General features: G+C 59.1%; 21 protein-coding genes. 12 read left to right on the top strand and 9 right to left on the bottom strand.

The genetic code is table 11. The features are described 5' to 3' along the window. Positions 1–100: 100 nt before the first annotated feature. Entirely contained in the window at positions 101–2,890 is a 2,790-nt protein-coding gene (locus BM152_RS15335) for a bifunctional aconitate hydratase 2/2-methylisocitrate dehydratase (protein ID WP_066601571.1), read from the bottom strand. 480 nt (positions 2,891–3,370) lie between these two features. Between BM152_RS15335 and acnA the strand changes: the two genes are divergently transcribed. Further along, entirely contained in the window at positions 3,371–6,118 is a 2,748-nt protein-coding gene (acnA, locus tag BM152_RS15340; protein ID WP_066601574.1) for an aconitate hydratase AcnA, read from the top strand. A 101-nt stretch (positions 6,119–6,219) separates the two neighbouring features. On the opposite strand, the gene BM152_RS15345 is transcribed toward acnA, so the two are convergent. Then, positions 6,220–6,708 (bottom strand): DUF6314 family protein, encoded by a 489-nt coding sequence (locus BM152_RS15345; RefSeq protein ID WP_158527965.1) that lies wholly within the window; start codon positions 6,706–6,708, stop codon positions 6,220–6,222. Positions 6,709–6,844: 136 nt separating this feature from the next. Here BM152_RS15345 and purB point away from each other — a divergent pair, with 136 nt between their 5' ends. Further along, on the top strand, positions 6,845–8,149 hold the full coding sequence (gene purB, locus BM152_RS15350) for an adenylosuccinate lyase (RefSeq protein ID WP_066601584.1): 1,305 nt from the start codon (positions 6,845–6,847) through the stop codon (positions 8,147–8,149). A 191-nt stretch (positions 8,150–8,340) separates the two neighbouring features. Continuing rightward, on the top strand, positions 8,341–9,450 hold the full coding sequence (locus BM152_RS15355; protein WP_231730501.1) for a flagellar motor switch protein FliG: 1,110 nt from the start codon (positions 8,341–8,343) through the stop codon (positions 9,448–9,450). A gap of 30 nt (positions 9,451–9,480) precedes the next feature. On the opposite strand, the gene BM152_RS15360 is transcribed toward BM152_RS15355, so the two are convergent. Continuing rightward, entirely contained in the window at positions 9,481–9,945 is a 465-nt protein-coding gene (locus BM152_RS15360) for a hypothetical protein (RefSeq protein WP_066601590.1), read from the bottom strand. A 208-nt stretch (positions 9,946–10,153) separates the two neighbouring features. Between BM152_RS15360 and BM152_RS15365 the strand changes: the two genes are divergently transcribed. The 3 genes from BM152_RS15365 (at position 10,154) to trpE (ending at position 14,781) form a co-directional block, all read left to right on the top strand. Then, positions 10,154–11,338 carry an aminotransferase gene (locus tag BM152_RS15365; protein ID WP_066601593.1) on the top strand — a complete coding sequence of 395 codons (1,185 nt, stop codon included), beginning with the start codon at positions 10,154–10,156 and terminating at the stop codon, positions 11,336–11,338. Between the two features lie 65 nt (positions 11,339–11,403). After that, positions 11,404–13,257 carry a SurA N-terminal domain-containing protein gene (locus tag BM152_RS15370; RefSeq protein WP_066601596.1) on the top strand — a complete coding sequence of 618 codons (1,854 nt, stop codon included), beginning with the start codon at positions 11,404–11,406 and terminating at the stop codon, positions 13,255–13,257. Between the two features lie 9 nt (positions 13,258–13,266). After that, positions 13,267–14,781 carry an anthranilate synthase component I gene (gene trpE, locus BM152_RS15375; protein ID WP_066601598.1) on the top strand — a complete coding sequence of 505 codons (1,515 nt, stop codon included), beginning with the start codon at positions 13,267–13,269 and terminating at the stop codon, positions 14,779–14,781. Positions 14,782–14,927: 146 nt separating this feature from the next. Here trpE and BM152_RS15380 read toward each other — a convergent pair whose 3' ends face one another. After that, complete coding sequence (locus tag BM152_RS15380; protein WP_066601601.1) at positions 14,928–15,389, bottom strand: Lrp/AsnC family transcriptional regulator; 462 nt, start codon at positions 15,387–15,389, stop codon at positions 14,928–14,930. Between the two features lie 161 nt (positions 15,390–15,550). Between BM152_RS15380 and BM152_RS15385 the strand changes: the two genes are divergently transcribed. From BM152_RS15385 to BM152_RS15405, 5 genes are all read left to right on the top strand, one after another. Then, entirely contained in the window at positions 15,551–15,865 is a 315-nt protein-coding gene (locus BM152_RS15385; RefSeq protein WP_066601603.1) for a DUF2849 domain-containing protein, read from the top strand. Next, entirely contained in the window at positions 15,858–17,525 is a 1,668-nt protein-coding gene (locus BM152_RS15390) for a nitrite/sulfite reductase (protein ID WP_066601606.1), read from the top strand. The genes BM152_RS15385 and BM152_RS15390 overlap by 8 nt, the downstream gene beginning before the upstream one ends. Next, positions 17,515–18,294 carry a phosphoadenylyl-sulfate reductase gene (locus BM152_RS15395; RefSeq protein WP_111481405.1) on the top strand — a complete coding sequence of 260 codons (780 nt, stop codon included), beginning with the start codon at positions 17,515–17,517 and terminating at the stop codon, positions 18,292–18,294. Before BM152_RS15390 ends, BM152_RS15395 begins: the two co-directional genes overlap by 11 nt. Continuing rightward, a complete protein-coding gene (locus BM152_RS15400; protein ID WP_066601609.1) occupies positions 18,291–18,665 on the top strand; it encodes a DUF934 domain-containing protein in 375 nt (124 codons plus the stop codon). The genes BM152_RS15395 and BM152_RS15400 overlap by 4 nt, the downstream gene beginning before the upstream one ends. Before the next feature lie 112 nt (positions 18,666–18,777). After that, a complete protein-coding gene (locus tag BM152_RS15405; protein ID WP_066601612.1) occupies positions 18,778–19,614 on the top strand; it encodes a ferredoxin--NADP reductase in 837 nt (278 codons plus the stop codon). Between the two features lie 185 nt (positions 19,615–19,799). Here the strand turns inward: BM152_RS15405 and BM152_RS15410 are convergent, their stop codons facing one another. Beyond that, the gene (locus BM152_RS15410) at positions 19,800–20,597 is read right to left on the bottom strand and encodes a hypothetical protein (protein WP_066601617.1); all 798 of its coding nucleotides are present in this window, start codon (positions 20,595–20,597) and stop codon (positions 19,800–19,802) included. Between the two features lie 165 nt (positions 20,598–20,762). Between BM152_RS15410 and infC the strand changes: the two genes are divergently transcribed. Then, complete coding sequence (infC, locus tag BM152_RS15415) at positions 20,763–21,380, top strand: translation initiation factor IF-3 (protein ID WP_331711560.1); 618 nt, start codon at positions 20,763–20,765, stop codon at positions 21,378–21,380. Positions 21,381–21,452: 72 nt separating this feature from the next. Here the strand turns inward: infC and BM152_RS15420 are convergent, their stop codons facing one another. The 4 genes from BM152_RS15420 to BM152_RS15435 all read right to left on the bottom strand — a co-directional run bounded on the left by BM152_RS15420 (position 21,453) and on the right by BM152_RS15435 (position 26,325). Next, on the bottom strand, positions 21,453–23,141 hold the full coding sequence (locus tag BM152_RS15420; protein WP_066601619.1) for a putative transporter: 1,689 nt from the start codon (positions 23,139–23,141) through the stop codon (positions 21,453–21,455). A 497-nt stretch (positions 23,142–23,638) separates the two neighbouring features. Continuing rightward, on the bottom strand, positions 23,639–25,735 hold the full coding sequence (locus tag BM152_RS15425; RefSeq protein ID WP_082715318.1) for an enoyl-CoA hydratase-related protein: 2,097 nt from the start codon (positions 25,733–25,735) through the stop codon (positions 23,639–23,641). 147 nt (positions 25,736–25,882) lie between these two features. Then, positions 25,883–26,092 carry a hypothetical protein gene (locus BM152_RS15430; RefSeq protein ID WP_066601628.1) on the bottom strand — a complete coding sequence of 70 codons (210 nt, stop codon included), beginning with the start codon at positions 26,090–26,092 and terminating at the stop codon, positions 25,883–25,885. A 44-nt stretch (positions 26,093–26,136) separates the two neighbouring features. Beyond that, positions 26,137–26,325 carry a hypothetical protein gene (locus BM152_RS15435; RefSeq protein WP_066601630.1) on the bottom strand — a complete coding sequence of 63 codons (189 nt, stop codon included), beginning with the start codon at positions 26,323–26,325 and terminating at the stop codon, positions 26,137–26,139. Between the last annotated feature and the right edge of the window lie 40 nt (positions 26,326–26,365).

Below are 26,365 nucleotides of genomic sequence, written 5' to 3' on the forward strand. Positions count from 1 at the left end.
GAGCGTCGCAGCTTGGCCACGGTGCGCCTTTGCGAGGGCACAAAACGGGAAAGGGCGACACTGTGTGCCGCCCCTTCGGGATCTCTATTCGCCCAGTGACTTAGAAATGCGCCGATTTCGTAGTGCTCGGCACTTCGACGGGCGGTGCAAATTTGGTCAGGTCGATGCCCTTGACCGCAGATTTATACTCGTCGAGCGTCGGCGTGCGGCCCAGAATGGCGGAGAGCACCACCACAGGGGTCGAGGCCAGAAGGCTTTCGCCTTTCTTCTCTGCGCTGTCTTCCACAACGCGGCCTTGGAACAGGCGGGTCGAGGTGGCCAGAACGGTGTCGCCCTTTTCGGCCTTCTCCTGGTTGCCCATGCAGAGGTTACAGCCCGGACGTTCGAGATAGAGCGTGTTCTCGTATTCGGTGCGCGCCTGTGCTTTCGGGAAGAGATCGTCGAATTCGAAACCGGAGTATTTCTGGAGCACTTCCCAGTCACCCTCCTCTTTCAACTCGTCGATGATGTTGTAGGTCGGAGCGGCCACCACGAGCGGGGCTTTGAATTCGACCTTGCCGTTCTCTTCTTCGAGGTTTTTCAACATCTGCGCGACGATTTTCATGTCGCCCTTGTGCACCATGCAGGAACCGACAAAGCCCAGATCGACCTTTTTCTCGGCACCATAGTAGGAGACCGGACGAATGGTGTCGTGGGTGTAGCGCTTGGACACATCGGCGTTGTTCACGTCGGGGTCAGCGATCATCGGTTCGACAATCTGGTCGAGGTCCACGACGACTTCCGCGAAATATTTCGCATTGTCATCGGGTTTGAGCGCCGGTTTCTCGCCGGATTTGATCTCGGCGATCCGTTTGTCCGCCTTGTCGATCAGCCCCTGAAGCGTCTTCGCCTCATTGTCCATGCCCTTGTCGATCATCACCTGAATACGGGATTTCGCCAGTTCCAGCGAGCCGATCAGCGTGTCGTCATTGGAGATACAGATCGAGGCTTTCGCCTTCATCTCTGCGGTCCAGTCGGTGAAGGTGAAGGCTTGGTCGGCCAGCAACGTGCCGATATGCACTTCGATCACGCGGCCCTGAAAGACGTTGTCGCCGCATTGCTTGAGCATCTGCGCCTGTGTGGCGTGAACAACGTCGCGGAAGTCCATGTAATCCTTCATCTCGCCTTTGAAGGTCACTTTGACAGACTCGGGGATCGGCATGGTCGCCTCGCCCGTGGCCAGTGCCAGCGCCACAGTGCCAGAGTCGGCCCCGAAGGCCACGCCTTTGGACATGCGCGTGTGGCTGTCGCCACCCACGATGATGTCCCAGTCGCTCACGGTGATATCGTTGAGCACCTTGTGGATCACGTCCGTCATGGCCGGATAGACGCCCTTGGGATCGCGCGCGGTGATCAGGCCGAATTTGTTCATGAAGGCCATGAGTTTGGGGATATTGGCCTGCGCCTTTTTGTCCCAAACCGAAGCAGTGTGACAGCCGGATTGATAAGCCCCGTCAACAGAAGGCGAAATCACAGTGGCAGCCATCGCTTCGAGCTCTTGCGAGGTCATGAGGCCGGTGGTGTCCTGAGAGCCGACGATATTCACCTTGACGCGAACATCGGAACCGGCGAGCAGCGGCTCTTTCGCGAGCACGCCCACGGCGTTTTTGTTGAAGATTTTCTCAACGGCGGTCAGGCCCTGACCGGGGTTGGTGATCTCTTTTGACGGTGCAAAGACCAGCGGAATTTCGACGCCAAGAATATCGGCAGCCAAAGTCTGGAGTTTTTTGCCGAAGACCACGGCGTAAGAGCCGCCCGCCTTCATGAATTCCATCTTCTGCGGGGTGAAGGCAGAGGAGACATCCACAAGCTCGGTGCCGTCGGCATCATAGAGCTTTTTCTCTTTGGTGTTGATGGTCAGAACCTTGCCGGTTTCCACCGAGTATGTCTGCTCCAGCACCGGATCGCCGTTCTCGTCGAGAACAGGGTTGCCATCGGCGTCGAGTTTTTTGGCCCAGTTCTTGAGATCAAGCCCGATCCCGCCGGTCACGCCCACGGTGGTCAGGAAGATCGGCGAAATGCCGTTGGTGCCGGCGACAACCGGTGCGAAGTTCACGAAGGGCACATAAGGGCTGGCCTGTTTGCCGGTCCACAGCGCCACGTTGTTGACGCCGGACATCCGCGAGGAGCCCACGCCCATCGTGCCTTTTTCCGCGATCAGCATGACGCGCGCATCGGGGTGCTTTTTTTGCAGCGCCTGAATTTCCGCCTGCGCTTCCGGCGAGATCATGCATTTGCCGTGCAACTCGCGGTCGGAGCGCGAGTGCGCCTGATTGCCCGGGCTGAGAAGGTCGGTGGAGATGTCACCTTCGGCGGCAATATAGGTGACGACCTTGATTTCTTCCTCGACCTCGGGGAGCTTGGTGAAGAATTCGGCCTTGGCGTAGCTTTCCAGCAGCTCTTTGGCCACCGCGTTGCCGGCCTTATAGGCGGCTTCGAGGCGCTCCATATCGGCCTCATAGAGGAAGACCTGCGTTTTCAGAACCTCGGCGGCCTGTTTCGCCTTGGCTTCATCCTCACCGAGTGCGACATCAAGAAGCACGCCGATGGACGGGCCACCCTTCATGTGGGAGAGCAGTTCAAAGGCAAAATCCGGTGTGATTTCCGGCACCTCGACTTCGCCAAGGATGATCTTCTTGAGGAAGGCTGCCTTCACACCTGCGGCCGATGTGGTGCCCGGCAGGGTGTTGTAGATGAAGAAATTGAGGCAGTCTTTGCGATAGGGGCTGGCGCTGTCGGTGATGTTTTCGATCAGCTCTGCGACCAGTGCGCCATCGTCGATGGGCTTGGGGTGCAACCCTTCGGACTTGCGGGTTTCAATCTCGGTTAGGTAGTCGGTGTACAAGCTCATGACGTTCCCTGACGGTTGGTGACAGAAAGAGCGGGAGCCGGAGTGCAACCTCTTGCCTTTTCCGACTCCCGAATTATTTGTATGCAAAAGTATACCATGCCTCATCCGGTTGCAAGCGGCAGTGAGGGGTGCGGGTTAAAATCTGGTTTAAAACCTTTCGCGTGAAAGCTCCACGCCAGTTTTACACAAAGGCATAGTCCCTGCCCGCGCCCTGCTCCACAGACCGTCTCCACAGTCCGGATGACGCAGTAAAGAAAAGGAGAGCCACACAGACACGAAACAGGTAAACTGGACGGGCAAGCCAAAAGGATCGCCCGCAAACCCCGCCCTCAGGACAAGCCGAACATTTGCGCAAGACGCGCGGTGCATTTCCGCGCAACATGATTGAAAAATCCCGCAAAACGGCTACATCTGAAAGAGCGCCACGTAAACGGACTCACTCGGTCCGCAACGAAGTTTCACAGACCCGGAGGTCACCCCATGACTGTTGTTGTTGGTCAAGACACCGCCAAAACCCGCCGAAATCTCGACGTGAATGGCAAGACATTTGCTTATTATTCCATCCCCGCGGCCCAAGAGGCCGGTTTCGGAGATTTCTCCAAGCTCCCCGCCGCGCTCAAGGTGGTGCTGGAAAACATCCTGCGCTTTGAAGATGGCGGGTTTTCCGTGTCCACCGATGACATCAAGGCCTTTGGCGAATGGGCTAAGAACGGCGGCAAGAACCCGCGCGAAATTGCCTACCGCCCTGCCCGCGTGCTCATGCAGGATTTCACCGGTGTGCCCGCCGTAGTTGATCTGGCCGCCATGCGCGACGGGATCAAGGCGCTCGGAGGGAATGCGGAAAAGATCAACCCGCTGGTGCCCGTCGATCTGGTGATCGACCACTCGGTGATGATCGACGAATTCGGCAACCCGCGTGCGTTCCAGATGAACGTGGACCGCGAATACGAACGCAATATGGAACGCTACCAGTTCCTCAAATGGGGCCAGACCGCCTTTGAAAACTTCCGCGTTGTGCCGCCGGGAACGGGCATCTGTCACCAGGTGAACCTCGAATACCTGTCCCAGACGGTCTGGACCGACAAAGACCCTGACGGGGTCGAAGTGGCCTATCCCGACACGCTTGTGGGCACGGACAGCCACACCACCATGGTGAACGGCGCGGCTGTGCTCGGCTGGGGTGTTGGCGGGATCGAAGCCGAGGCCGCCATGCTCGGCCAGCCGATTTCCATGCTGATCCCAGAAGTGGTGGGCTTCAAACTCACCGGCGAAATGGTCGAAGGCACCACCGGCACCGATCTCGTGCTCAAAGTGGTGGAAATGCTGCGCGAACACGGCGTTGTCGGCAAATTCGTGGAATTCTACGGCGACGGGCTCGACAACCTGCCGCTCTCGCAACGCGCCACCATTGCCAACATGGCACCGGAATACGGCGCCACCTGCGGGTTCTTCCCGATTGATCAGGAAACCCTGCGCTATCTCGAACAGACCGGCCGTGAAAAGGACCGCATCGCGCTGGTCGAAGCCTATGCGAAAGAGAACGGGTTGTGGCGCGGGGCGGATTACGCACCGATCTACTCCTCGACCCTGCATCTCGACATGGGCACCATCGTGCCCGCGATCTCCGGCCCGAAACGCCCGCAGGACTATGTCGCGCTGACTGAAGCCAAATGTTCCTTTGCCAAAGTGGTGGCCGAATACCGTGGCATCGACGTCTCCGACGCCGCCAAAGACATGGTCGAAGAAGGCCCCGCCGCCACGAAATCCGTCGACATCAACAAATCCCAAGCCGTCAAAGGTCAGGATTACGAATTGCATGACGGCTCGGTGGTGATCGCCTCGATCACGTCCTGCACCAACACCTCGAACCCCTATGTGATGATCGGTGCAGGTCTCGTGGCCCGCAAGGCCCGCGCGCTTGGCCTGAACCGCAAGCCTTGGGTGAAAACCTCGCTCGCCCCCGGTTCGCAGGTGGTGACGGAATATCTGGAGGCCGCCGGTCTGCAAGAAGACCTCGACGCCATCGGCTTCAACCTCGTGGGCTATGGCTGCACCACCTGTATCGGCAACTCCGGCCCCATCGCGCCGGAACTGTCGGAAGCCATCGCAGAGGGTGACCTGATCGCCACCGCCGTGCTTTCGGGCAACCGCAACTTCGAGGGCCGGATTTCGCCGGATGTGCGCGCCAACTACCTCGCCTCCCCGCCGCTGGTTGTGGCCTATGCCATCGCGGGCGACATGAATATCGACCTCACCACCGAGCCTCTTGGTCAGGACAAGGACGGCAAGGATGTCTATCTGAAAGACATCTGGCCGACCAATGCGGAGATTGCGGAACTGGTCGAAAAGACCGTGACGCGCGAAGCCTTCCTGAAGAAATACGCCGATGTGTTCAAAGGCGACGAGAAATGGCAGGCGGTCGAGGTCTCCGACAGCGACACCTATGACTGGCCACCGGAATCGACCTACATCCAGAACCCGCCCTATTTCCAAGGCATGGGGGCCGAGAAAGGCACGATCCAGAACGTCATCGACGCAAAGCCGCTGCTTATCCTCGGCGACATGGTCACCACCGACCACATTTCTCCGGCCGGTTCGTTCAAGGAATCGACCCCTGCGGGCAAATACCTCACCGAGCGCGGCGTGCCGGTGCGCGAGTTCAACTCCTACGGCTCGCGTCGCGGCAACCACGAGATCATGATGCGCGGCACTTTCGCCAATATCCGCATCAAGAACGAGATGCTCGACGGGGTTGAAGGTGGCTACACCAAAGGCCCAAACGGGGCGCAAACCTCGGTGTTTGATGCGTCAATGGCCTATCAGGAACAGGGCACACCGCTCGTCGTCTTTGGCGGCGAACAGTATGGCGCGGGCTCTTCGCGTGACTGGGCGGCCAAAGGCACGGCGCTTCTGGGCGTCAAGGCCGTGATTGCGGAGAGCTTCGAGCGGATCCACCGTTCGAACCTCGTCGGCATGGGCGTGGTCCCCTTCGAATTCACAGACGGCGATACGCGCAAGACGCTCGGCCTGACCGGCGACGAGACCGTGACGATCAAAGGGCTGGACAGTGTGAAACCGCTGGAAACGCTCGATTGCGACATCACCTATGCCGATGGCACGACCAAAACCATCAAGGTGAAATGCCGGATCGATACCGCCCCCGAGATCGAATATGTCGAAAACGGTGGTGTGCTGCACTATGTGCTGCGCAATCTGGCCAAAGCGTAAACCCTACGCCTCAAGATTTTGGAAAGCCCCGCATCTGCGGGGCTTTTTGAGTATTTGGACCATCAGAAAGACCGGTTGAACACGAGGGCAAAGCCGCTCGATCAGGTGTCGCAGCCCTCCATTTCAACAGTTTGACGGGTATAACGCGTGACGCTCACATAATCCTTGCGCGGTCCCGTCACGCGCCATGTCGCGGACCAGTCCGGCCAGTTTGAAAACGCGTAGCGCACGCTATAGGCATCCGGGGCGCAAGCGTGATCGGCGTGCGGTGCGGGCGCGTTCGGATCGAAGGTATGAAAGAACCGCCCGTCCTCGAAGAACACGGCGATCCCTTCGGCATCGGCCCGCCAGAAATAGCGCCGTTCTGCTTCGAAACTTTGCGCAGTTTCCGGCATATGCAGCACTCCGCGCTCGTCTTGTCGCAGCGTACCGGTTTCATCCATGCTGAAATGGCAGGTGCCGGTCAGCGTGGCGCACTGACCCGTGCGCCGGTCGTCGATCTCGCGTGCCATCGACCACAGGCCGGTGAAGTTCTCCAGTCGGATCATCATTGCCCTGCGTTCCTCATGTGTCATGTCTCGCCGTTTCATATGCCGCGCCCCGCGTGGATAGCAATGCGCGGGACCGTCCATCGGCACTGTTTTTGGCCCGAATACGCCCGCAGACTTGCGCGTTCGGCCCCTTCCCCGTAAGACAGCCGCGACCTGTTAATCGAAAGGCCTGCCGATGATCCCCCGTTATGCCCGCAAAGAGATGACCGACATCTGGGAACCCGCCACGAAATTCAAAATCTGGTATGAGATCGAGGCGCATGCCTGCGACGCTCAGGCCAAGCTCGGCGTGATCCCGCAGGAAAATGCCGATGCTGTGTGGAAAGCCAAGGATGTCGAATTCGATGTGGATCGCATCGACGAAATCGAAGCCGTGACCAAACATGACGTCATTGCCTTCCTCACGCATCTGGCGGAGCATGTCGGCTCCGAAGAAGCCCGTTTCGTGCATCAGGGCATGACCTCGTCGGATGTGCTCGACACCTGCCTCAACGTGCAGCTGGTCCGCGCTGCCGACATCCTTCTGGCCGATCTCGACAAGGTGCTCGCCGCGCTCAAGACGCGCGCGATGGAGCATAAAATGACCGTGCGTGTGGGCCGTTCCCACGGCATTCACGCAGAACCCACCACCATGGGCCTCACCTTCGCGCGGTTCTACGCCGAGATGGACCGCAACAAGGCGCGCCTGAAAGCCGCCCGCGAAGAAGTTGCCACCGGCGCGATTTCCGGTGCGGTCGGGACCTTTGCCAATATCGATCCTGCGGTCGAGGAACATGTCTGCGCCCAGATGGGCCTCAAACCCGAACCGATTTCGACGCAGGTCATCCCGCGTGACCGTCATGCCATGTTCTTTGCCACACTCGGTGTGATCGCCTCCTCCATCGAGAATGTCGCCATCGAGATCCGCCACATGCAGCGCACCGAAGTGCTTGAGGGCGCGGAATTTTTCTCCATGGGCCAAAAAGGCTCATCGGCCATGCCGCACAAGAAAAACCCTGTGCTGACCGAAAACCTGACCGGTCTGGCCCGTCTTGTCCGCATGACCGTTGTGCCCGCGATGGAAAATGTCGCACTTTGGCACGAGCGTGATATTTCGCACTCCTCCGTCGAACGCGGCATCGGGCCGGATGCCACGGTAACACTTGATTTCGCGCTCAACCGTCTGGCTGGCGTCGTCGAGAAAATGCTGATCTTCCCCGACAACATGCTCGACAACATGAACAAGTTCCCCGGCCTCGTCATGAGCCAGCGCGTGCTTCTGGCCCTGACCCAAGCCGGCGTGTCACGCGAAGACGCCTACGCTATGGTGCAGCGCAACGCCTTGAAAGTCTGGGAAGATCGCGTCGATTTCCGCGAACAACTTCTCGCCGATGAGGACGTGGTCAAGGCCCTCGGCAAGGATGCGATCAACGAAAAATTCGACATGGAATACCACACGAAACATGTCGACACGATCTTCAAACGGGTCTTCGGCGAATAAGAAAGCGCCAAAACCTTAAGAAATCATTATGAACGAGACAGACTCTCCCGAAAGCGCACGTCGTTTTCGGGAGATTTTTATATAAATGCGCCGAAATATTTTGCGAAATATCCGTCGCTGGTCACCTTACGTTAAGGCTCCTGCGTCATGCTCCTCCCGAAGAGATTCACTCAAACGGTTAAGAGGCACGCGTGGACGGACTGCCGCAGATTTCGGATGACATGGGGGCACTCCCCGACCTTGGACAAATGGGAACCGCCGGGGATATGGGGGGCTTTGACATGCCGTCTCCAGTCTCGCGTATGCCTGCGAAACTTCCGAAAAAGACCAAGGCCGCGATCATCGTGAAACTCATGGCCGCGCAGGATGTGAAACTGCCGCTGGCCACATTTCCGGAGGAGATGCAGGTTGAACTGGCCCATCAGCTCACCGATCTGCGCTATATTGATAAGGACACGCTGACCGCCGTTGTAGAGGAATTTCTCGAAGAACTGGACTCGATCGGTCTCAGTTTCCCCGGCGGGTTGGAAGGGGCGCTCAGTGTTCTGGAGGGCACGATTTCCGGCACAACGGCCTCCAAACTGCGCACGAATGCAGGATTTTCCCTTCTGGGAGATCCGTGGCAACGGATTGCGGAGGTTGATATTTCTCGTCTCCTGCCGATTTTACAGGAAGAAAGCGTCGAGGTCGGCGCCATCATGCTCTCCAAACTCCAGGTGTCCAAAGCCGCGCAACTCATGTCCATGTTGCCCGGCGAACGCGCCCGCCGCGTTGCCTATGCTGTGTCGCTTACCTCTTCGGTGACTCCCGAGGTGGTGCAGCGCATCGGGCTCTCTCTGGTCGCGCAGCTGGATGCACAACCGAGTCAGGCCTTCTCCGATGAACCGCCGGAGCGCGTTGGAGCGATTCTCAATTTCTCCTCGTCGCGCACCCGAGAGGGCGTGTTGGAGGGGCTGGAAAAAACCGACAAGAGCTTTGCCGAAGAAGTGCGCCGCAATATCTTCACCTATGCCAATATCGCCAGTCGGATTGATCCGCGCGACGTGCCCAAACTGGTGCGCAGCATCCCGCAAGACCAATTGATCACCGCGCTGGCGGGGGCCAAGGAAGAAGAGGCGCACTCGACAGAGTTTATCCTCTCCAACATCTCCAAACGTATGGCCGAAGGGTTGCGAGAAGAAATGGAGGCGATCGGACAAGTTGCGGACAGCGATGCAGAAGTGGCAATGAACGCGGTGGTCGCAACGATCCGCGACCTGGAAGCAACCGGTGAGATTTTCCTTATCTCCGGCGAAGGTTAAACAGACCGTGTCATACACAGTCGATGCGTATCACATGGCGGAGGGCATAGCTTGAGAACGCCACAAAATATCTTTCACATTCTCAATGGCCTGCTCGGCCAACGCGAAACCGTTTTCCCGATCAAAGGCTCGCATCGCCGCGTCAATCGCCCCGCAAGCCGAGCGCACAAGATAGCCCGCCTGACGTGGCTCCATCTCATAAGACGCGTCACGGATTTGTTCCGTCATCTCCTCTTCGCGCAGCATGTCACCCTCCCGCGCAGCAGTGAGTGCCGTCCTCAGCGCTTCAATCAGCGCGTCATATCCTGCTGGACCAGAAAACCCGTAAACCATAAGCCACCTCATAATATCCTGTTGATGCACCGAAGTGCAGATACTGCCGTTTTTCATTGTTTCACGCCCCGTGCCGATGCGGCCCGAACCAATGTTCGAAAGCCCCGAAACAGCAGCGCCGTGCAAAGGCAGATGGGAACGTTTCTTTCCATTGTCACCCAAGACTGCGCTTTAAGAGGTAAACAAAGCTTGAAGACCCTATGCAAAAACGCCCAGCCCCTGCGAATGTCTTTTTTTTCAGCGTGTTGCACGGGAATTAAGCCATATATTAGCGATAGCCACGCCGCGCAAATCCGCCCCCGTCAGGCAATTGCATCTGCCGCGTCCACGCCCTACTCTCCTGTCAAATCTATTTGATCAAGGTGACTAAATGCTGACTCCTCTTGCCCCGCCCATGAACCGCACTTTTGCTTCGCCAATCGTGGCGTCACGCAAATGGCTTGAGGGCGTAACCTTTCCGCCGGACCGTCCACTGATCAACGTCAGTCAGGCCGCGCCGATGGAGGCTCCGCCTCTGGCGCTGCGCGAAGAAATCGCACGGATCGCACTGGAAGATCCGAGCGCGCATCTCTACGGGCCGGTGCTGGGCATGCCGGAACTGCGTGCACAACTCGCCAAGGATTGGTCCGCCGCCTATCACGCGGACATCTCACCGGAGCAGGTCGCCATCACCTCGGGCTGCAATCAGGCCTTCAGTTCGGTCATGAGCACCATTGCCGCAAGCGGCGATGAGGTCATCCTCGTAACGCCATGGTATTTCAACCATAAAATGTGGTGCGATATGAATGGCGTGCATGCCGTGCCTCTGAAGACGGAGGACGACCTTCTCCCCGATCTGGAAGAGGCCGCCCGCCTGATTTCGCCGCGCACCCGTGCCATCGTGCTGATTACGCCAAACAACCCCGGCGGCGTCGAATACCCGCCAGAGCTTTTGACAAAATTCTATGCGCTGGCGCGTGACCGCGGCCTCATGCTTGTGCTGGATGAAACCTATCGCGATTTTGACAGCCGCACAGAGGTGCCACACTACCTGTTCCGCCAGCCGGACTGGCAGAACACGCTCATCCATCTCTACTCTTTCTCCAAAGCCTTCCGCCTCACCGGTCACCGTGTCGGCGCCATGATCGCTTCGCCCGAGCGCCTCGAACAGGTTGAAAAATATCTCGACACAGTGGCGATTTGCCCCAACCAGATCGGCCAACGCGCCGCTCTTTGGGGGCTGCAAAACCTTAGCGAATGGGTCGCCGGAGAACGCACCGAAATCCTCGTGCGGCGACAAGCCATCATCGACGGTTTCCCTGTGCTCGCGCAAAAAGGCTGGCGGCTCTTGGGCTGCGGCGCATTTTTCGCCTATGTCAGCCATCCGTTCGACATGCCGTCCTCCCAGCTTGCCCCTTGGCTCGTGCGCGAAGCGGGTGTGCTTCTTTTGCCCGGCACGGATTTCATGCCCAAAGGCGACAAACGGGCCGAACAGCAGTTGCGGATCGCTTTCGCCAATATCGATCAGGCCGGTATCACAGAGCTTTTCACAAGATTGGCCAAAATCGCCCCCTGATCCACCTTGCCCTCCGTTTCGCTTGCTTCTACACACTTTGCCAACCTTGAAGGGAGAACAAGAATATGGCGAGCGGCAAAGGCTCTGGCACAAAGATGGTGGTTTGGGGCATTTTGGGCCTCCTGATCCTCGGTCTTGGCGGGTTTGGCACAGCAAATTTCGGCGGCGGAGTCACCCGCGTCGCCGCAGTGGGCGACGAGGAAATCTCGGTCAACGATTATGCCAATGCGTTGCAAAGCCAGATCAGCGCAATCGAGGCCCAGACAGGTCAGGCCTTCTCCGTCGCGCAGGCAGAGAATTTCGGCCTGTCGCAACAGGTTCTGGACCAACTTCTGTCACAGGCCGCCCTTGATGCGGAAACCGCCCGCGTTGGCCTGTCTGTCGGTGACGATGCTGTGCGCCGCGAGCTTCTGGCCATTGATGCGTTCAAAGGTGTGGACGGCAAATTCGACACGGCCGCCTATAAAGACCTGTTGGCGCGCAACAACATGACCGACAAGGGCTTCGAATCCGATCTGCGCAAAGATGCCGCGCGGGCGATCCTGACCGGAGCTCTGGCCACTGGAATCACCATGCCGCCTTCCTACGGGCAAGTCGTTGTGGACTGGCTGGGGGAACGGCGCACGATCTCCGTTGCCACGCTGGGCGCGGAAGCGCTGGAAACCGGCGCACCGATTGCGTCCGAGGCCGACATCCAAAGCTGGTATGACGCACATCCGGAGGCCTACACCGCCCCCGAAGCCCGCCGGATCACCTATGCGTGGCTGACCCCTGCGATGATCATGGATCAGGTCGATATTGACGAGGAGGCCCTGCGCCAACTCTATCAAGAGAATATCGACAGCTATGTGCAGCCCGAACGCCGTCTGGTGGAGCGTCTGGTTTTCAACAGCGAAGAAGAGGCGCAAGAGGCCGCAGATCGCATTGCGTCCGGCGAGACCACCTTTGACGAAGAGGTTGCCGCGCGCGGTCTCGACCTGATTGACGCCGATATGGGCGATGTCTCCCAAGATGATCTCTCTGCAGAAGCCGGACCCGCAGTCTTTGCGCTCGAAGGCACGGGCGAAGTCGGGCCGGTGATGTCCGATCTCGGCCCCGCGCTTTACCGCGTGAACGGCACTTTGGCGGGTTCCGAAGTCAGCTTTGAAGAGGCCCGCGACGAATTGGCCGCCGTCATGAGCACCGATGCCGCAGCCCGTCTGATTTCCGGACTGCTCGAAGAATTCGACAACGATCTGGCGGAGGGCTACACGCTCGAAGAACTCGCAGACGAGACCGAGATGGAGCTTGGCACGCTGGACTGGACCACAGAGAGCGAAGGCGGGATTGCCGCCTACACCGCGTTCAAAGAGGCCGCGGCTCAAGTCACGCTCGACGACTATCCGGAGATCATTGAACTGTCGGATGGCGGCGTCTTCGCCCTGCGTCTCGACGCCATCGTGCCCGCCACGGTCAAACCGCTCGACGAGGTCCGCGAACAGGTCGCCGCCGATTGGGAGGCCGATGCGCTGCAACAACGTCTCACAGAACGCGCGGAGGCTTTGGAAACCGAAGTGGCATCGGGGGAGTCGATCACCGATCTGGGTCTGCCCTCCGAGACATTCGAGGCGATCACCCGTCAGGATTTCCTCTCCAACATGCCCGACGGGTTCATGGATGCGGTTTTCGCACCGGGTCTGACCGAAGGTGGTACCACATTGATCTCCGGCGAGGGCCGCGTTGTCATCGCCAAGATCGACAGTGTCGAAGATCCCGAACCTTCGGACGAGAATGCCGCCATCGCCCAGAGCTACATCACCTCCGCCGCGCAAGGGGCGGCCACGGATGTGATCGACGCGTTCTCCGCCGCCTTGCGGGCCCGCGAAGGGGTGACAATCAACCAGACGGCCCTGACCGCTGTTCACAGCCAGATGCAATAAGAGTTCCCCATGGCCACGCTCATCCCCAGCTTTTCCGAGTTTGAAACAGGCTTTTCCGAAGGCCAGAACCAGTTGGTTTACGCCAAAGTGGCCGCCGATCTCGACACGCCCGTCTCGATCATGCTCAAACTCGCCGGCGCACGCACCGACAGTTTCATCCTTGAATCCGTCACTGGCGGCGAGGTGCGCGGGCGCTATTCGATCATCGGGATGAAACCCGACCTGATCTGGAAATGCGACGGGACAACCGCTTCGGTGAACCGCAACGCACGCTTTGATGCGGACAGCTATGTGGTCGATGACAAGGATCCGCTCACCTCGATCCGTGCGCTGATCGCAGAGAGCCGCGTGGACATCCCCGACACATTGCCCGGCGCGGCGGCTGGGCTGTTCGGTTATCTCGGCTATGACATGATCCGGCTGGTGGAGCATCTGCCCAATGTGAACCCCGACCCGATCGGCCTGCCCGATGCGGTGCTGATGCGCCCTTCGGTGATTGCGATTCTCGATGGCGTCAAAGGCGATGTGATCCTTGTGTCACCCGCATGGGTCGAAAGCGGCCTGTCCGCCAAAGCCGCCTATGCGCAGGCCGCAGAGCGTGTCATGGATGCTCTGCGCGATCTGGAGCGCGCGCCATCCGAGGCCAGTATTGAGATGGGCGAGAGCTTCCAAGCTCCTGCCCCTGTGTCGAACTTCACCCATGAGGGCTACAAAGACGCCGTCATGAAGGCGAAAGAATATATCAAGGCAGGTGACATTTTTCAGGTTGTGCCCGCGCAGCGCTGGACACAGGATTTCCCCCTGCCGCCCTTCTCCCTCTACCGCAGCCTGCGCCGCACGAACCCCTCACCCTTCATGTTCTTCTTCAACTTCGGCGGGTTCCAGATCATCGGCGCCTCACCGGAAATCCTTGTGCGGGTCTTCGACAACGAGGTGACCATCCGCCCCATCGCAGGCACCCGCAAACGCGGCGCGACCCCTGCGGAGGACAAGGCCCTCGAAGAAGACCTTCTGTCCGATGAAAAGGAACTGGCCGAACATCTGATGCTGCTCGATCTAGGGCGCAATGACACGGGCAAGGTCTCGAAAATCGGCACGGTGCGCCCGACAGAAGAGTTTATTATCGAGCGCTATTCCCACGTCATGCACATTGTCTCCAACGTGGTAGGCGAGTTGCGCGAGGACGAAGATGCGCTCTCCGCCCTGCTCGCGGGCCTGCCCGCTGGCACGGTTTCCGGCGCTCCAAAAGTCCGTGCGATGGAGATCATTGACGAGCTGGAGCCGGAAAAACGCGGCGTCTATGGCGGCGGTGTCGGCTATTTCTCTGCAGGCGGCGACATGGATATGTGCATCGCCCTGCGCACCGCCGTGCTGAAAGACGAGAAACTCTATATTCAGGCCGGTGGCGGCGTGGTCTATGACAGCGACCCAGAGGGCGAATATCAGGAAACCGTCAACAAATCCAACGCGCTGCGCAAAGCCGCCGAGGATGCGGGCCTGTTCACCCGCTCCGGCAACCGCTGACACCACCCACCTCCTGCGGGCGGCATGCTCAGCCTTGGCAGCACCGGCTTTCCTTTGTGCTCCAAATACTCACAGGCGCGGCGCTCAACGCCGCGCGCCACGGGTATCTGGAGCGCATCCGCCGCCAACAGGTCAACCGGCACAATTCACAGCGGCAGCATCGTGGTCGATTTGATCTCTTCCATCGAGAGAAGCGCCGTGACGTTGTAGATCGCCACCTCTTTGATCAACGCCTGATAGAAGTCGTCATAGGCCTTCGCATTGCGCACGCGCACCTTGAGGATATAGTCGATCTCCCCCGCCAGACGATGCGCTTCCAGCACTTCGGGGCGGCGTTTGAGCACTTGCAGGAATTTCTCCTGCCAGTTCGCCTCATGGGCATTGGTGCGCACCAGAACAAAAAAACAGGCCTCCAGCCCGAGGCTTTCCGGATCGAGAATAACCGTCTGCTGACCAATGACTCCCGCCTCGCGCATTTTGCGGATGCGATTCCAGACGGGCGTCTTTGAAGAGCCGACTTTGCGGGCGATTTCATCGAGAGACTGGCTCGCATCCTGCTGCAACTCGCCCAGAATTTTCCGGTCCATTGCGTCGATCTGGTCCGCCATTTCGCTTTTCCTCTCGTTCTTGGAATTCTAACCTAGCGGGGCTCTGAAACCGGAACAAACGTCCTTATTCGCGCGCAGCTATGGCTCTGACTTGGGATAATGTTCTAAATTAAGCACAGAAAATCGCAAGTCGAAAACCCGACCGAACACCGGAGAGCCCCATGCCGCGTCCGTTTACGCCCAAAGCCATCACCGCTAACGCCCTTCTTGAAGGCGATGTCATCTACATGTCTGCAGATGGCATATGGGTGCGCGATCTGTGTCTGGCGCAGGTTTACACCGACAAGGAAACCGCAGAGCGCGCACTGGCCGAGGCGGCCAAGGACGGCTCTGTCGTCGGGGCCTATCTGACGGATGTGAAGCCCACAGAAAACGGACCGGTTCCCACCCATTTCCGCGAAGAGTTCCGCCGCACAGGCCCCTCGAACTATTTCCACGGCAAACAAGTTGCCCAGCAGGACGCGACCCATGTATAAATACAATGATTTCGACGAAGCCTTCGTGCGCAACCGTGTCGCACAATTCTCCGCTCAGGTGGCCCGTCGCATTGACGGCTCGCTCACCGAGGAAGAATTCCGCCCTCTGCGCCTGATGAACGGCCTGTATCTGCAACTGCACGCCTATATGCTGCGTGTGGCCATTCCCTATGGCACATTGGACAGCCGCAAAATGAACCAGCTGGCGATGATCGCGGAGAAATATGATCGCGGTTACGGCCATTTCACCACACGGCAGAACATCCAGTATAACTGGCCGAAACTGCCCGATGTGCCTGCGATCCTCTCGGATCTGGCCGATGTGGAAATGCACGCGATCCAGACCTCCGGCAACACGATCCGCAATGTCACCGCCGATCACTTCGCAGGCGCGAGCGCCGATGAGACGGTCGATCCGCGCCCTGTGGCCGAGTTGATCCGTCAATGGTCCACCGATCACCCCGAATTCCAGTTCCTGCCCCGCAAGTTCAAGGTCGCCGTGTCAGGCGCCAAGGAAGATCGCGCCGTGATAAAAGCCCATGATGTGGGCCTCTACCTGCGCGAGAAAAACGGTGAAATAGGTGCACAGATCCTTGTGGGCGGCGGACTGGGCCGCACGCCGATGGTGGGTAAGGTGCTCAAGGACTTCGTCGCGCTGGACGACCTTCTGCCCTATCTCGAAGCCACCGTATCGGTCTGGAACCTCCTAGGACGGCGTGACAACAAATACAAAGCCCGCATCAAGATTACCGTGCATGAACACGGGATCGAGGAAATCCGCCGCCTTGTGGAAGAGCGTTTTGCGCAGGTCAAACCGGCCTTTGGCGGCATCGATATGGTGATGCTCGACGAAATCCGCGCTGCCTTTGCGCCGCCTGCGTTCCGCTCCGCCCCGACAGAGACCTTCGATGCGGCCTATGCCAATGATCCGCTCTTTCGCAGCTGGGCCGACACAAACCTCGCACCGCACAAGGCCGAGGGCTATGCCATCGTCACCGTCTCGCTCAAAACGCCCGGCCAGACGCCGGGGGATGCCAGTGCCGAGCAGATGCGGGTGCTGGCGGGGTTGGCGCGCGACTATGGTCACGACGAGTTGCGCATTTCCCATGAGCAAAACGTCATCCTGCCGCATATCCATAAATCCGACCTGCCGGAAATCCACACCATCCTGAAAGCCGCAGGGCTTGCCACCGCCAATATCGGTCTGGTGAGCGACATCATCGCCTGCCCCGGTATGGATTACTGCACCTTGGCGACCGCGCGTTCGATCCCAGTGGCACAAGGCATCGCGACACGGTTTGATGAGTTGAAACTCGAACACGAGATCGGTCCGCTGAAGATCAAAATCTCCGGCTGCATCAACGCCTGCGGACATCACCATGTCGGTCATATCGGAATTCTGGGTCTCGACCGCGCAGGTGTCGAGAATTACCAGATCACGCTGGGCGGCGACGGCACCGAAGATATGGTGCTGGGTGACCGCACCGGGCCGGGTTTCTCCTATGACGAGATTGTGCCTGCCATAGAGCGCATTCTGAAAACCTATCTGGAACTGCGTGACAGCCCCGAAGAGACCTTCCTCATGGCTTACCGCCGCCTCGGCATGGCCCCGTTCAAAGCGGCCCTCTATCCGGCGAAGGAAAGTGCACATGCGGCATGAGGCGTCTCTTTTGCAAGATGAATTCGGCACGGTGCAAGCCCGTGTCGACCGTCTGAACGCGCGTTACGTCAACCACTCTGCGACATCCGTTCTGGAACTGGCGCTGCGGGACCGTGAACTGGGCCGGATTGCGCTTGTTTCCTCTTTCGGGGCAGAAAGCGTTGTGCTGTTGCACATGATTTCCGTGATCGCCCCCAAAACGCCGGTGATTTTCGTGGATACGGAAATGCTCTTCGAGGAAACGATCCAATACCAGCTTGAGGTGATCGAAAAACTCGACCTGCGCGATCTGCGCCGCATCCGGCCTGCGCCTGCGAAACTGGCGGCCAATGATCCTGACGGGCTTTTGCACCTGTCGGACAAGGATGCCTGCTGTGCGCTGCGCAAGACCGCACCGCTGCAAGCCGCGCTCGGCCATTTCGACGCGTGGATCACCGGACGCAAACGGTTTCAGGGCGCGACACGCGCCACGCTGGATTTCTTCGAGAACGAGGACGAGCAACGGATCAAGATCAACCCGCTGGCACATTGGGCACCGACAGATGTGCAGGACTACATCATCAACAACCGCCTGCCGCGGCACCCTCTGGTCGCAAAAGGCTACCCCTCGATCGGCTGCGCCCCCTGCACCAGCCCCGTCAAAGAGGGCGAAGACCCGCGCGCCGGACGTTGGCGTGGCGAAGAGAAGACCGAATGCGGGATCCACATTGTGAACGGCAAGATTGTCCGGGGGCCGGTCACAGAGCCCCTCAAAGGAGACGCATCATGAGCGTGATTGTACGAGACAGCGGATTCATCTCCGAAGATTACAGCGGCGACTGGATCGACCTGCCCTCCGACACCGCCCCCGAAACCTTGGCGCAATACGGCAATGCGGCGGCGATCCGGATTGATTTCCCGAGTTTTGCAGACGGGCGCGGCTTTACGCTGGCGCGGCTTTTGCGGCTGGCGGGATTTCAGGGGCGGCTGCGTGCCAAAGGCCATGTCATCGCCGATCAATACGCGATGGCGCGCCGCTCGGGGTTTGACGAGGTGGAAATCAGCGACGATCTGGCCACCCGCCAGCCGGAAGAACAATGGCTGGCTCGGGCAGACTGGCGGGCGCATGACTATCAGTCGCGCTTGCGTGCCGGCGTGTAACAGGCCAAAAGGGGGCGAGATGCGCCCCTTTTCCGTCCTCCATGATCTGACATGGATCAAGGATCGGCCAGAAACATTCATTTAGACGACCCAAAAGGCGCGAGACAGCGAGATGACCGAGTTGACCCAAGTGACTGAACAAAAATCCAAACCCGTCCCCACACTGCCGGATGCCGCCAAGGTTCTGGAAGTCAAACACTGGAACGACCGGCTGTTCTCCTTCAAGGTCGAGCGCCCGCAAAGCCTGCGCTTCCGCTCCGGCGAATTCGTGATGATCGGGCTGATGGGGGACGTGAACCCGAAGACCGGCAAGGCCAAGCCACTGCTGCGCGCCTATTCCATCGCCTCGCCGAACTGGGAAGAACATCTGGAGTTCTACTCCATCAAAGTGCCCGATGGCCCGCTCACCTCGCGTTTGCAACATATCCAGCCGGGCGACGAGATCATCCTGCGCCCGAAACCCGTGGGCACGCTGGTGGTGGATGCGCTCCTGCCGGGCAAGCGGCTCTGGTTCTTTGCCACAGGCACGGGGATTGCCCCCTTCGCCTCGCTGATGCGCGAGCCGGAGGTCTACGAGAAATACGAAGAGGTCATTCTCATGCACACCTGTCGGGAGGTCTCCGAACTGGAATATGGCCGCCAACTGGTCGAGCATATCAAGTCCGACGAAATCCTCTCCGAAATCGAACAGGGCAAGCTGCGCTATTACCCGACGACAACCCGTGAAGAGTTTCACCACATGGGCCGTGTCACGGACAACCTGTCCTCCGGCAAGGTGTTCACAGACCTCGGCATTGATCCGATCACACCGGAGACGGATCGCGGCATGGTTTGTGGCAATCTGGCATTCAACAAGGACATCATGGCCATTCTCGACGGGTTCGGCCTGCGCGAAGGGGCCAATTCGGAACCCAAGGAATATGTGGTCGAGAAGGCCTTTGTGGACTGATCCGACTGGATTGACCTGCGCGCAGACGGTCCTTCCGACATAAGAGACCCTATGCAAACCCCGCTTCGGCGGGGTTTTCTTTTGAGTATTTCCGGCACAAAGGAAACGCGCGGACGCTTCACCGCAAACAAAAAAGCCGCGCAAAGTCTCCCCCGCGCGGCTTTCGTTTTCAATAGACCGGAGCCTTACATGCCGAGTAGCGTGCGGGCCTTTTCAAGGATCGCGCTGAGGATCTCGGGGTTGTCCTTGGCTTGTGTCATGCCGGTCACGATGGTGGTTTTCGCGGTCTCGGACAGCGGGGAAGCGTTCACCACTTCGGTTGCCTTGTCGAGATCGAACCCGTCAACGGTCAGCACTTCGGCTGCGGCGGAGAGATCGAAGGCCGGAGCGGCGTCCATTGCCTCTTCGGTTACAGCGTCGACAGCCGCTTCAGCGGTGTCGGCAGCAGCTTCAACAGCGTCGCCTGCAGCATCGGCAGCCACATCCGCAGCGGCTTCGGCCGTGTCGGCAGCCGTTTCAGCGGCGTCCGCAGCCATGTCAGCGGCAGCATCGGTTGCGTCATCAGCCATGTCGGTGGCAGCTTCTGCGGCTTCGCTTGCAGCGTCAGTCGCAGCCTCGGTTGCGTCAGCCGCAGCATCAGCCGCGTCTGTGGCAGCGTCTACAGCTGCTTCGGCAGCATCAGAGGCCGCATCAACAGCGCCTTCACCAGCAGCTTCCACAGCGTCCGTGGCGGCTTCGACAGCGTCGGATGCGGCTTCGGTGGCAGCTTCAGCAGCGTCGGATGCCATATCAGCTGCGTCTTCGGCGGCTTCGGTCACGGTTTCGGTTACGGAGTCGGCGGCATCGGTTGCCGCTTCGGTGGCCTGCTCGATAATGGAGCCAGTGGTCGCTTCGCCTTCCGCAGCTTTGTCTTCTTCTTTACAGGCTGCCAGTGAAAGCGCGAGACTGGTCATCAGAGCGCCGGTCAAAATACGTTTGGTCATGTGTGTCTTCCTCACCAAATACTTGGGCCACAACATGCGGCCTTTGCAGGAGGTTCCCCCCTCTGCGAGACCCGCATATGGCATGCGTTCTACAGGAATGTAAGGGGCCGAGGCAGCGAAAATTTCCCCGTCGACCGCCTTGTGCGGGATGTCGCCGAAACTGGGTTGAAACTGCGCGCAATTCACCCTATTTTCCGGCAACACAAATGCAACCACAGACAGGAGCTTCCCATAGCCCGCAGACCGCATAATGCCCCGCCGACCCGTGACACCGGACCTCGCGTCAATGAACGCATCCGTGCACCGGAAATTCGCCTGATCGGCGCAGAGGGTGAAAATGTCGGGGTCGTCACCCCCGCCAGAGCCATGGATATGGCCGCTGAATCCGGACTTGATCTCGTCGAGATTTCGCCGAATGCCAATCCGCCCGTCTGTAAGATCATGGATTATGGCAAGTTCAAATACGAACAGCAAAAGCGGGAATCCGAAGCCCGCAAGAAGCAAAAAACCATTGAAATCAAGGAAGTGAAATTCCGTCCTGGCACCGATGTGCATGACTACCAGGTCAAGATGCGCAACGTGGTCAAGTTCCTTGAGAATGGTGACAAGGTCAAAGTGACCCTGCGGTTCCGCGGTCGTGAAATGGCGCACCAGGATCTGGGTCGCCAGCTTTTGGAACGTGTCGCTGAAGACACGAAAGAACTCGGCAAGATTGAAAACATGCCGAAAATGGAAGGCCGTCAGATGATTATGATGATCGGCCCGCTTCCTGCCAAAGGCTGATACGTCAGGCTGTTCAAGGTTCAAACCCCGGCGCTTTGCCGGGGTTTTTCTTTGACGTGAGGGCGTTTTTTATCAAAAAGCCCCTGCTCCCATGCTCGCGAGCACCAGCACAAGCACCTGTGGCGCGAGGATACGCAGGAACATCACCAGCGGATAGACGGAGACATAAGCGACCGAGGCCGCGCCCGTCTTGCTCATCGCCACGGCGAAGGCCAGAGCCGGAGGATCGGTCATGGAGCCGGCCAGAACGCCGCACAGGCTGAGGTAGTTGAACTTGCCAAAGACGCGCGCAATCGTCCCCACGACGAGCAGCGGAACCAGCGTGATCAGGATGCCATAGCCCATCCACGACAGCCCGTCTCCCTCGAACAAGGTCTCGAAAAACCGGTCTCCCGCCACGATCCCGACCACGGCGAGGAAGAGGACGATGCCGAATTCGCGCAGCGCATGGTTCGCCGCAGGTGGCATATACCATGTGAACGGCCCCCAATGACCCAGCCGCCCCAACAGGATCGCGGCCATCAACGGACCACCCGCAAGTCCGAGCTTCAAGGGCGCCGGAAGGCCGGGCACAGCCAGCGGGATTGAGCCCAGCAGCACCCCAAGCGCGATGCCGAAAAAGAGGGCGGGGAATTGCACCTCTTGCAGCCGTGCATTCTCGTTGCCCAACTGGCTGGCCACCGCATCGATATCGGCTTTTGTCCCCACCACGGTGACAATATCGCCAAAGCCCAGCGTCGATCCACCCTGCGCCGGAAGTTCGACACCAGCCCGATTGATCCGTGACACCGTCACGCCGTGGCCTTCGAGAAAGGCAAGCTCCTTGAGCGTTTTGCCCAGCACACGGTCCTTGGTCACAACAAGGCGCGACCATGTGAGCTTCGTGCCCTTCGTGGTCAAAGGCGCATCAATCTCGCGGCCCAAAATAAGCTTCATCGCTTGCAATTTCTCAGCAGGCCCCACGAGATGCAGGCAATCGCCCAGATGCACGATCACATCGCGCGTCGGCACCACAAGGTCATCGCCTTTTTTCATGCGCGAGGCCACCACCCCGTGATCGAAGAGATCAGGCACATCGCCAAGCCGGAGCCCGTCGAGATTGGCATTGGTCACGGCCACATTCATCGAAGGTAGTGCTTCTTCGCCGCTCTGGCTCTCGGCGCGATAGGCGGCCTCTTCGCGCTCCAGAACAATGCCGAACAGGAATCGGATCACGAACATGGAGGTGAGAATTCCAAGGATGCCAAAGGGATAGGCCATCGCATACCCCATACCGGATTCTGCGACTTCCGAGGGCGGAAACCCCGCATCTCCCAACACCTGCTGCGCAGCCCCAAGCCCCGGCGTGTTGGTCACCGCCCCCGACATGACCCCGACCAGAACAGGCAGGGGCAAATCGGCCAACGCATAGACCAGCACTGTCATCACAACACCGCCCAGGACGATACCAATGGCAGCAAGGTTGAATTTCAACCCCGACTTGGCAAAAGAAGAAAAGAAACTCGGCCCGACCTGAATCCCGATGGTGTAGACAAAGAGGATCAGCCCCAATTCGCGCACGAAATGCATCACCTCGCCATCAAATTCGATCCCGGCGCGGGAGGCGAAATGGCCGATGAGAATGCCGGAAAACAGCACCCCGCCAATACCGAGGCCCACTTTCCGGATTTGCAGTTTTCCCAACAAAAGACCAAAGGCACCGGCAAGGCAAAGCGCCAGCGTCGTCAGGGCAATATCGGAGAGCACAAAAGCATTTGTCATAGCACGCACTTTCTGAGCGGGGAGGCTCGCAGAGGAGGTGTCGTAGAATGTCGTTTCAGGTCCGGACTTGACGCGACAATGCGTCCGATACAGCGATCTGTAAGTGATATGTGTCAATTTTCTGCAAATGCGGTGCCGGATTGCAAGAAAAAGCGGACAAGCGACAGGCTTTGGCATGACATGCGGAAAAAAATGGCGTCGTAGGAGAAACGCATAACCCTACGACGCCAGTATAGTATTCTGCCCACGCACAAAAGGCAGGATACAGCGCGGACGATCGGAAGGAGAGTCCGCGGGAGGAATGCAGGACCCCAAGTCTGACTGCTGACGTCGGGCCCCTGCGCTCAAGAAAAGAAATATGTCAGAGGCGTTGCGAAAACCTTGATCTCGATCAACCGCATATGAGCGCAGCATATTGACCAAACCCCAAATTCGGAAAATGAGCCGATTTTGAGGAAAATTGGCGCGGACACACCTCGAAACCGGCCACGCAACCCTCAGATAAGGTTCAGTTTTTCGAAATTTTCACCATATTTGATCAATTCGCGCCAGATTGTCGCAGGCTCCCAAATATCCGGCGCCTGGTCCGTATAGGCGCGCAGACGTTTCTCCGCCGCCAGAAGCCCCATCAACTCCGCCGACTTCATCGGCCCACCGCGAAAACGCGGGTAGGCTTTGGCGAGCATCATGACCACATCAATGTCCAGCGGATGTTCCACCGTGCCGGATTGCAAAAGCCGCGCACCGGCGTTGGCTTCGGCCAGCACGATCCGTTCGAAAATATCGCTGTCTTCCAGCGCGATCTCCGGCACCCCGCCTTCGCGCCGCAACTCGGTCAAGATCACCTCGGTTTCGCTGTCGTCGCGCTGGCCTTCGGCGTCGTAATCATAGAACCCGTGCCCAGACGCTTTGCCCTTGCGGCCCGCGCTGCTCAGGAACTGCGCCACCGCGCCGGACATATGTTCAAGCCCCAGCGCATCCATCAATTCGCACGGCCCTGTCGGAAAGCCATAGTCGCGCATCACCGCGTCAATCCGCGCCGGTCGCGCCCCCATGAGCAAGAGCACATCCACAGCGGCCCAGCCCGCCTCCTGCACCACATTGGCAATCAAACCATCACGCGCCCGCACGCTCACCGGCAGTTTTCCAATCTGGCGCACAAAGCCGTGTGCGGTGGCCAAAGCATTGACATCAACCCCTTCTGGGCGCGCCAGTTCCACCACCCGCATCGCCTGAGAGGGGGCGAAAAAATGCAGGCCAAGAAACCGTTCCGGATGGGCCAGATCCTGTGCCAGACGCCCGAAGGCACGGTCGGAAATCGTGGCCAGCACGGTCTCTTCGGGCAGGAATTCTTCGATCCGCGCCAAAAGCCGTGCCCGCGCCTCCACCGAACCACGGCTGGCATCAAGCACAAGCTCCGCCTTTGCGAGTCGATCAATCTGGGTGCCCGCCTCCAGCGCCGCGATCCGTTCATCGCGCTGCTCTGCGGTCAACTGGCCCCTCTGGGCTGCGCGGGTGTAAACGGTGTTGATCCGCTGTTGGTCCAGCACCAGTTGATCGGCGGAATTGCCCAGAAGCTGCACCTTCACCCCGTGATCCAGCGCCGCAATGGCAATGCCCAAAGCATAATCACCTGAACCGACGATCCCGACCGTCTCGACCTTGCGCGGCTTGGCGCCTTTTGCCCCGATCAGTCGCGCAGCGCGACGTTCGGCAAAAGCCGCGTGACGCAGGGCTTTGGAGCCTTCGCTTTCAAAACAGTCCTCACGCGCCACGGTTTCACGGTTTACACCGGCCTCATAGGGCAGCATCAGCGCCGCTTCGACACAGTCGATGATCTGCGCGGGGGCGATGCTGCGCTTGGTGGTGGTTCTCTTGCGGTGATCGGCCACCTCTTTCAGATAGGACACCCCGTCGCGCAACCCGTCCGACCGGTCCTGCGCGGGGCGCGGGGCTTTGCCCTCGGACAGAAGGTTTCGGGCAAATTCCAAGGCTTCCACGCCGATGCGTTTGCGGGCCAGTTCGTCAATCAGCCCCAAAGCATGGGCCTTGGGGGCCGGGACGGGATGGCCGGAGAGCAAAATCTCCAAGGCAGCCCCTGCGCCGATCATCCGTGGCAAGACCTGCGTCACGCCGCCGGTGGGCACCAGCCCGACCGTGACATCCGGCGCGGCCAGCCGCGCACCCTGCCCTGCGATCCGGTAATGCGCCGCCAAAGCCAGCGCCAGTCCCGCCTCGAACACCGCGCCATGCAAGGCCGCCACCACGGGTTTGGAGCAAGAGGAAATACGCGCGCACAGCGCGTTCAGTCCGGGTTCCGGCTCTTGCGCAACCAGACTGTCCGGCTCGAACCCCGAAGAGAACCCCGCGCCAGAGCCGATCAGGACGATGGCTTTGACCTTCGGATCGGCCTCCGCCTCTCCCACAGCGTCGAAAAGCGCCTGTCGCATCTCTTGTGTAAGAAGGTTCATCGGCGGACGTGACAAGCGCAAAACGGCGATGTCCCCGTCATGTGTCACTGTCACAGCGGGCGCGGATGCACCCTCGTTCAAAACCTCGCCCGCGTCTCGCGTTAACTCTTTCACGTCACTCATCTTGCCCCCGCACCAATCAATGTGGGCGCACGGTGTGTCGGGCTATGTAACCACGACTTATCCACATACTGCCCACAGGTTTTTCCACATAATGGCGGAGAGTGTCCCTGTAAGGCAAGATGGCATTTTCAAGACCCGCAATCGCGATTACGGGCGTTTGGGGTAAATCCCGTCGGCAGCACCCTCTTCCAGCTCCGCCTCCAGCCGCACGAGGTCTTCGGGCAATGGCAGACCGAGAGCGCGAAGCTCGGAGAGTTTCTCCCGCAGGGTCTCTTGCAGGATGTGACGGTCTTCCGGTCGCGCCGCGATTTCATTCAAGGTCATATAGACCTGTGCTTTCAGAGCTTCAAAAGCCATAGCGCATCCTTTCCGGAAAACTTCACATCCTGCCGAGCCCGTGCTCAGACCGGAATATTGTCCCACAGATCGTCATCATCGTCTTTGGATGCTTCGGGACGGATATAGATCGTTTCCGTCTCGACAAATGTCTGGCGCAGCTTGCCTTTGAGCGCCACGGCTGTTTCCTCATCCTTGACGAGATCATCAACAATCTTGTCGATTTCCACATCGGGTCTCTTTGTCTTGGTCATGTCAGTCCTCCCAGAAGTCAATTTCTTGCAAGGTCTTCAC

It is taken from the genome of Celeribacter halophilus, from assembly GCF_900114135.1.
GTDB lineage: Bacteria > Pseudomonadota > Alphaproteobacteria > Rhodobacterales > Rhodobacteraceae > Celeribacter > Celeribacter halophilus.

Bases quoted from the DNA above. Each gene is read 5' to 3' on its own strand.
- BM152_RS15395 (WP_111481405.1), top strand. From the start codon at position 17,515: ATGCGGCATGAGGCGTCTCTTTTGCAAGATGAATTCGGCACGGTGCAA.
- BM152_RS15420 (WP_066601619.1), bottom strand. From the start codon at position 23,141: ATGACAAATGCTTTTGTGCTCTCCGATATTGCCCTGACGACGCTGGCG.
- BM152_RS15430 (WP_066601628.1), bottom strand. From the start codon at position 26,092: ATGGCTTTTGAAGCTCTGAAAGCACAGGTCTATATGACCTTGAATGAA.
- BM152_RS15335 (WP_066601571.1), bottom strand. From the start codon at position 2,890: ATGAGCTTGTACACCGACTACCTAACCGAGATTGAAACCCGCAAGTCC.
- BM152_RS15385 (WP_066601603.1), top strand. From the start codon at position 15,551: ATGCCGCGTCCGTTTACGCCCAAAGCCATCACCGCTAACGCCCTTCTT.
- acnA (WP_066601574.1), top strand. From the start codon at position 3,371: ATGACTGTTGTTGTTGGTCAAGACACCGCCAAAACCCGCCGAAATCTC.
- BM152_RS15390 (WP_066601606.1), top strand. From the start codon at position 15,858: ATGTATAAATACAATGATTTCGACGAAGCCTTCGTGCGCAACCGTGTC.
- BM152_RS15345 (WP_158527965.1), bottom strand. From the start codon at position 6,708: ATGAAACGGCGAGACATGACACATGAGGAACGCAGGGCAATGATGATC.
- BM152_RS15410 (WP_066601617.1), bottom strand. From the start codon at position 20,597: ATGACCAAACGTATTTTGACCGGCGCTCTGATGACCAGTCTCGCGCTT.
- purB (WP_066601584.1), top strand. From the start codon at position 6,845: ATGATCCCCCGTTATGCCCGCAAAGAGATGACCGACATCTGGGAACCC.
- BM152_RS15380 (WP_066601601.1), bottom strand. From the start codon at position 15,389: ATGGCGGACCAGATCGACGCAATGGACCGGAAAATTCTGGGCGAGTTG.
- BM152_RS15370 (WP_066601596.1), top strand. From the start codon at position 11,404: ATGGCGAGCGGCAAAGGCTCTGGCACAAAGATGGTGGTTTGGGGCATT.
- BM152_RS15405 (WP_066601612.1), top strand. From the start codon at position 18,778: ATGACCGAGTTGACCCAAGTGACTGAACAAAAATCCAAACCCGTCCCC.
- BM152_RS15365 (WP_066601593.1), top strand. From the start codon at position 10,154: ATGCTGACTCCTCTTGCCCCGCCCATGAACCGCACTTTTGCTTCGCCA.
- trpE (WP_066601598.1), top strand. From the start codon at position 13,267: ATGGCCACGCTCATCCCCAGCTTTTCCGAGTTTGAAACAGGCTTTTCC.
- BM152_RS15425 (WP_082715318.1), bottom strand. From the start codon at position 25,735: ATGAGTGACGTGAAAGAGTTAACGCGAGACGCGGGCGAGGTTTTGAAC.
- BM152_RS15400 (WP_066601609.1), top strand. From the start codon at position 18,291: ATGAGCGTGATTGTACGAGACAGCGGATTCATCTCCGAAGATTACAGC.
- BM152_RS15435 (WP_066601630.1), bottom strand. From the start codon at position 26,325: ATGACCAAGACAAAGAGACCCGATGTGGAAATCGACAAGATTGTTGAT.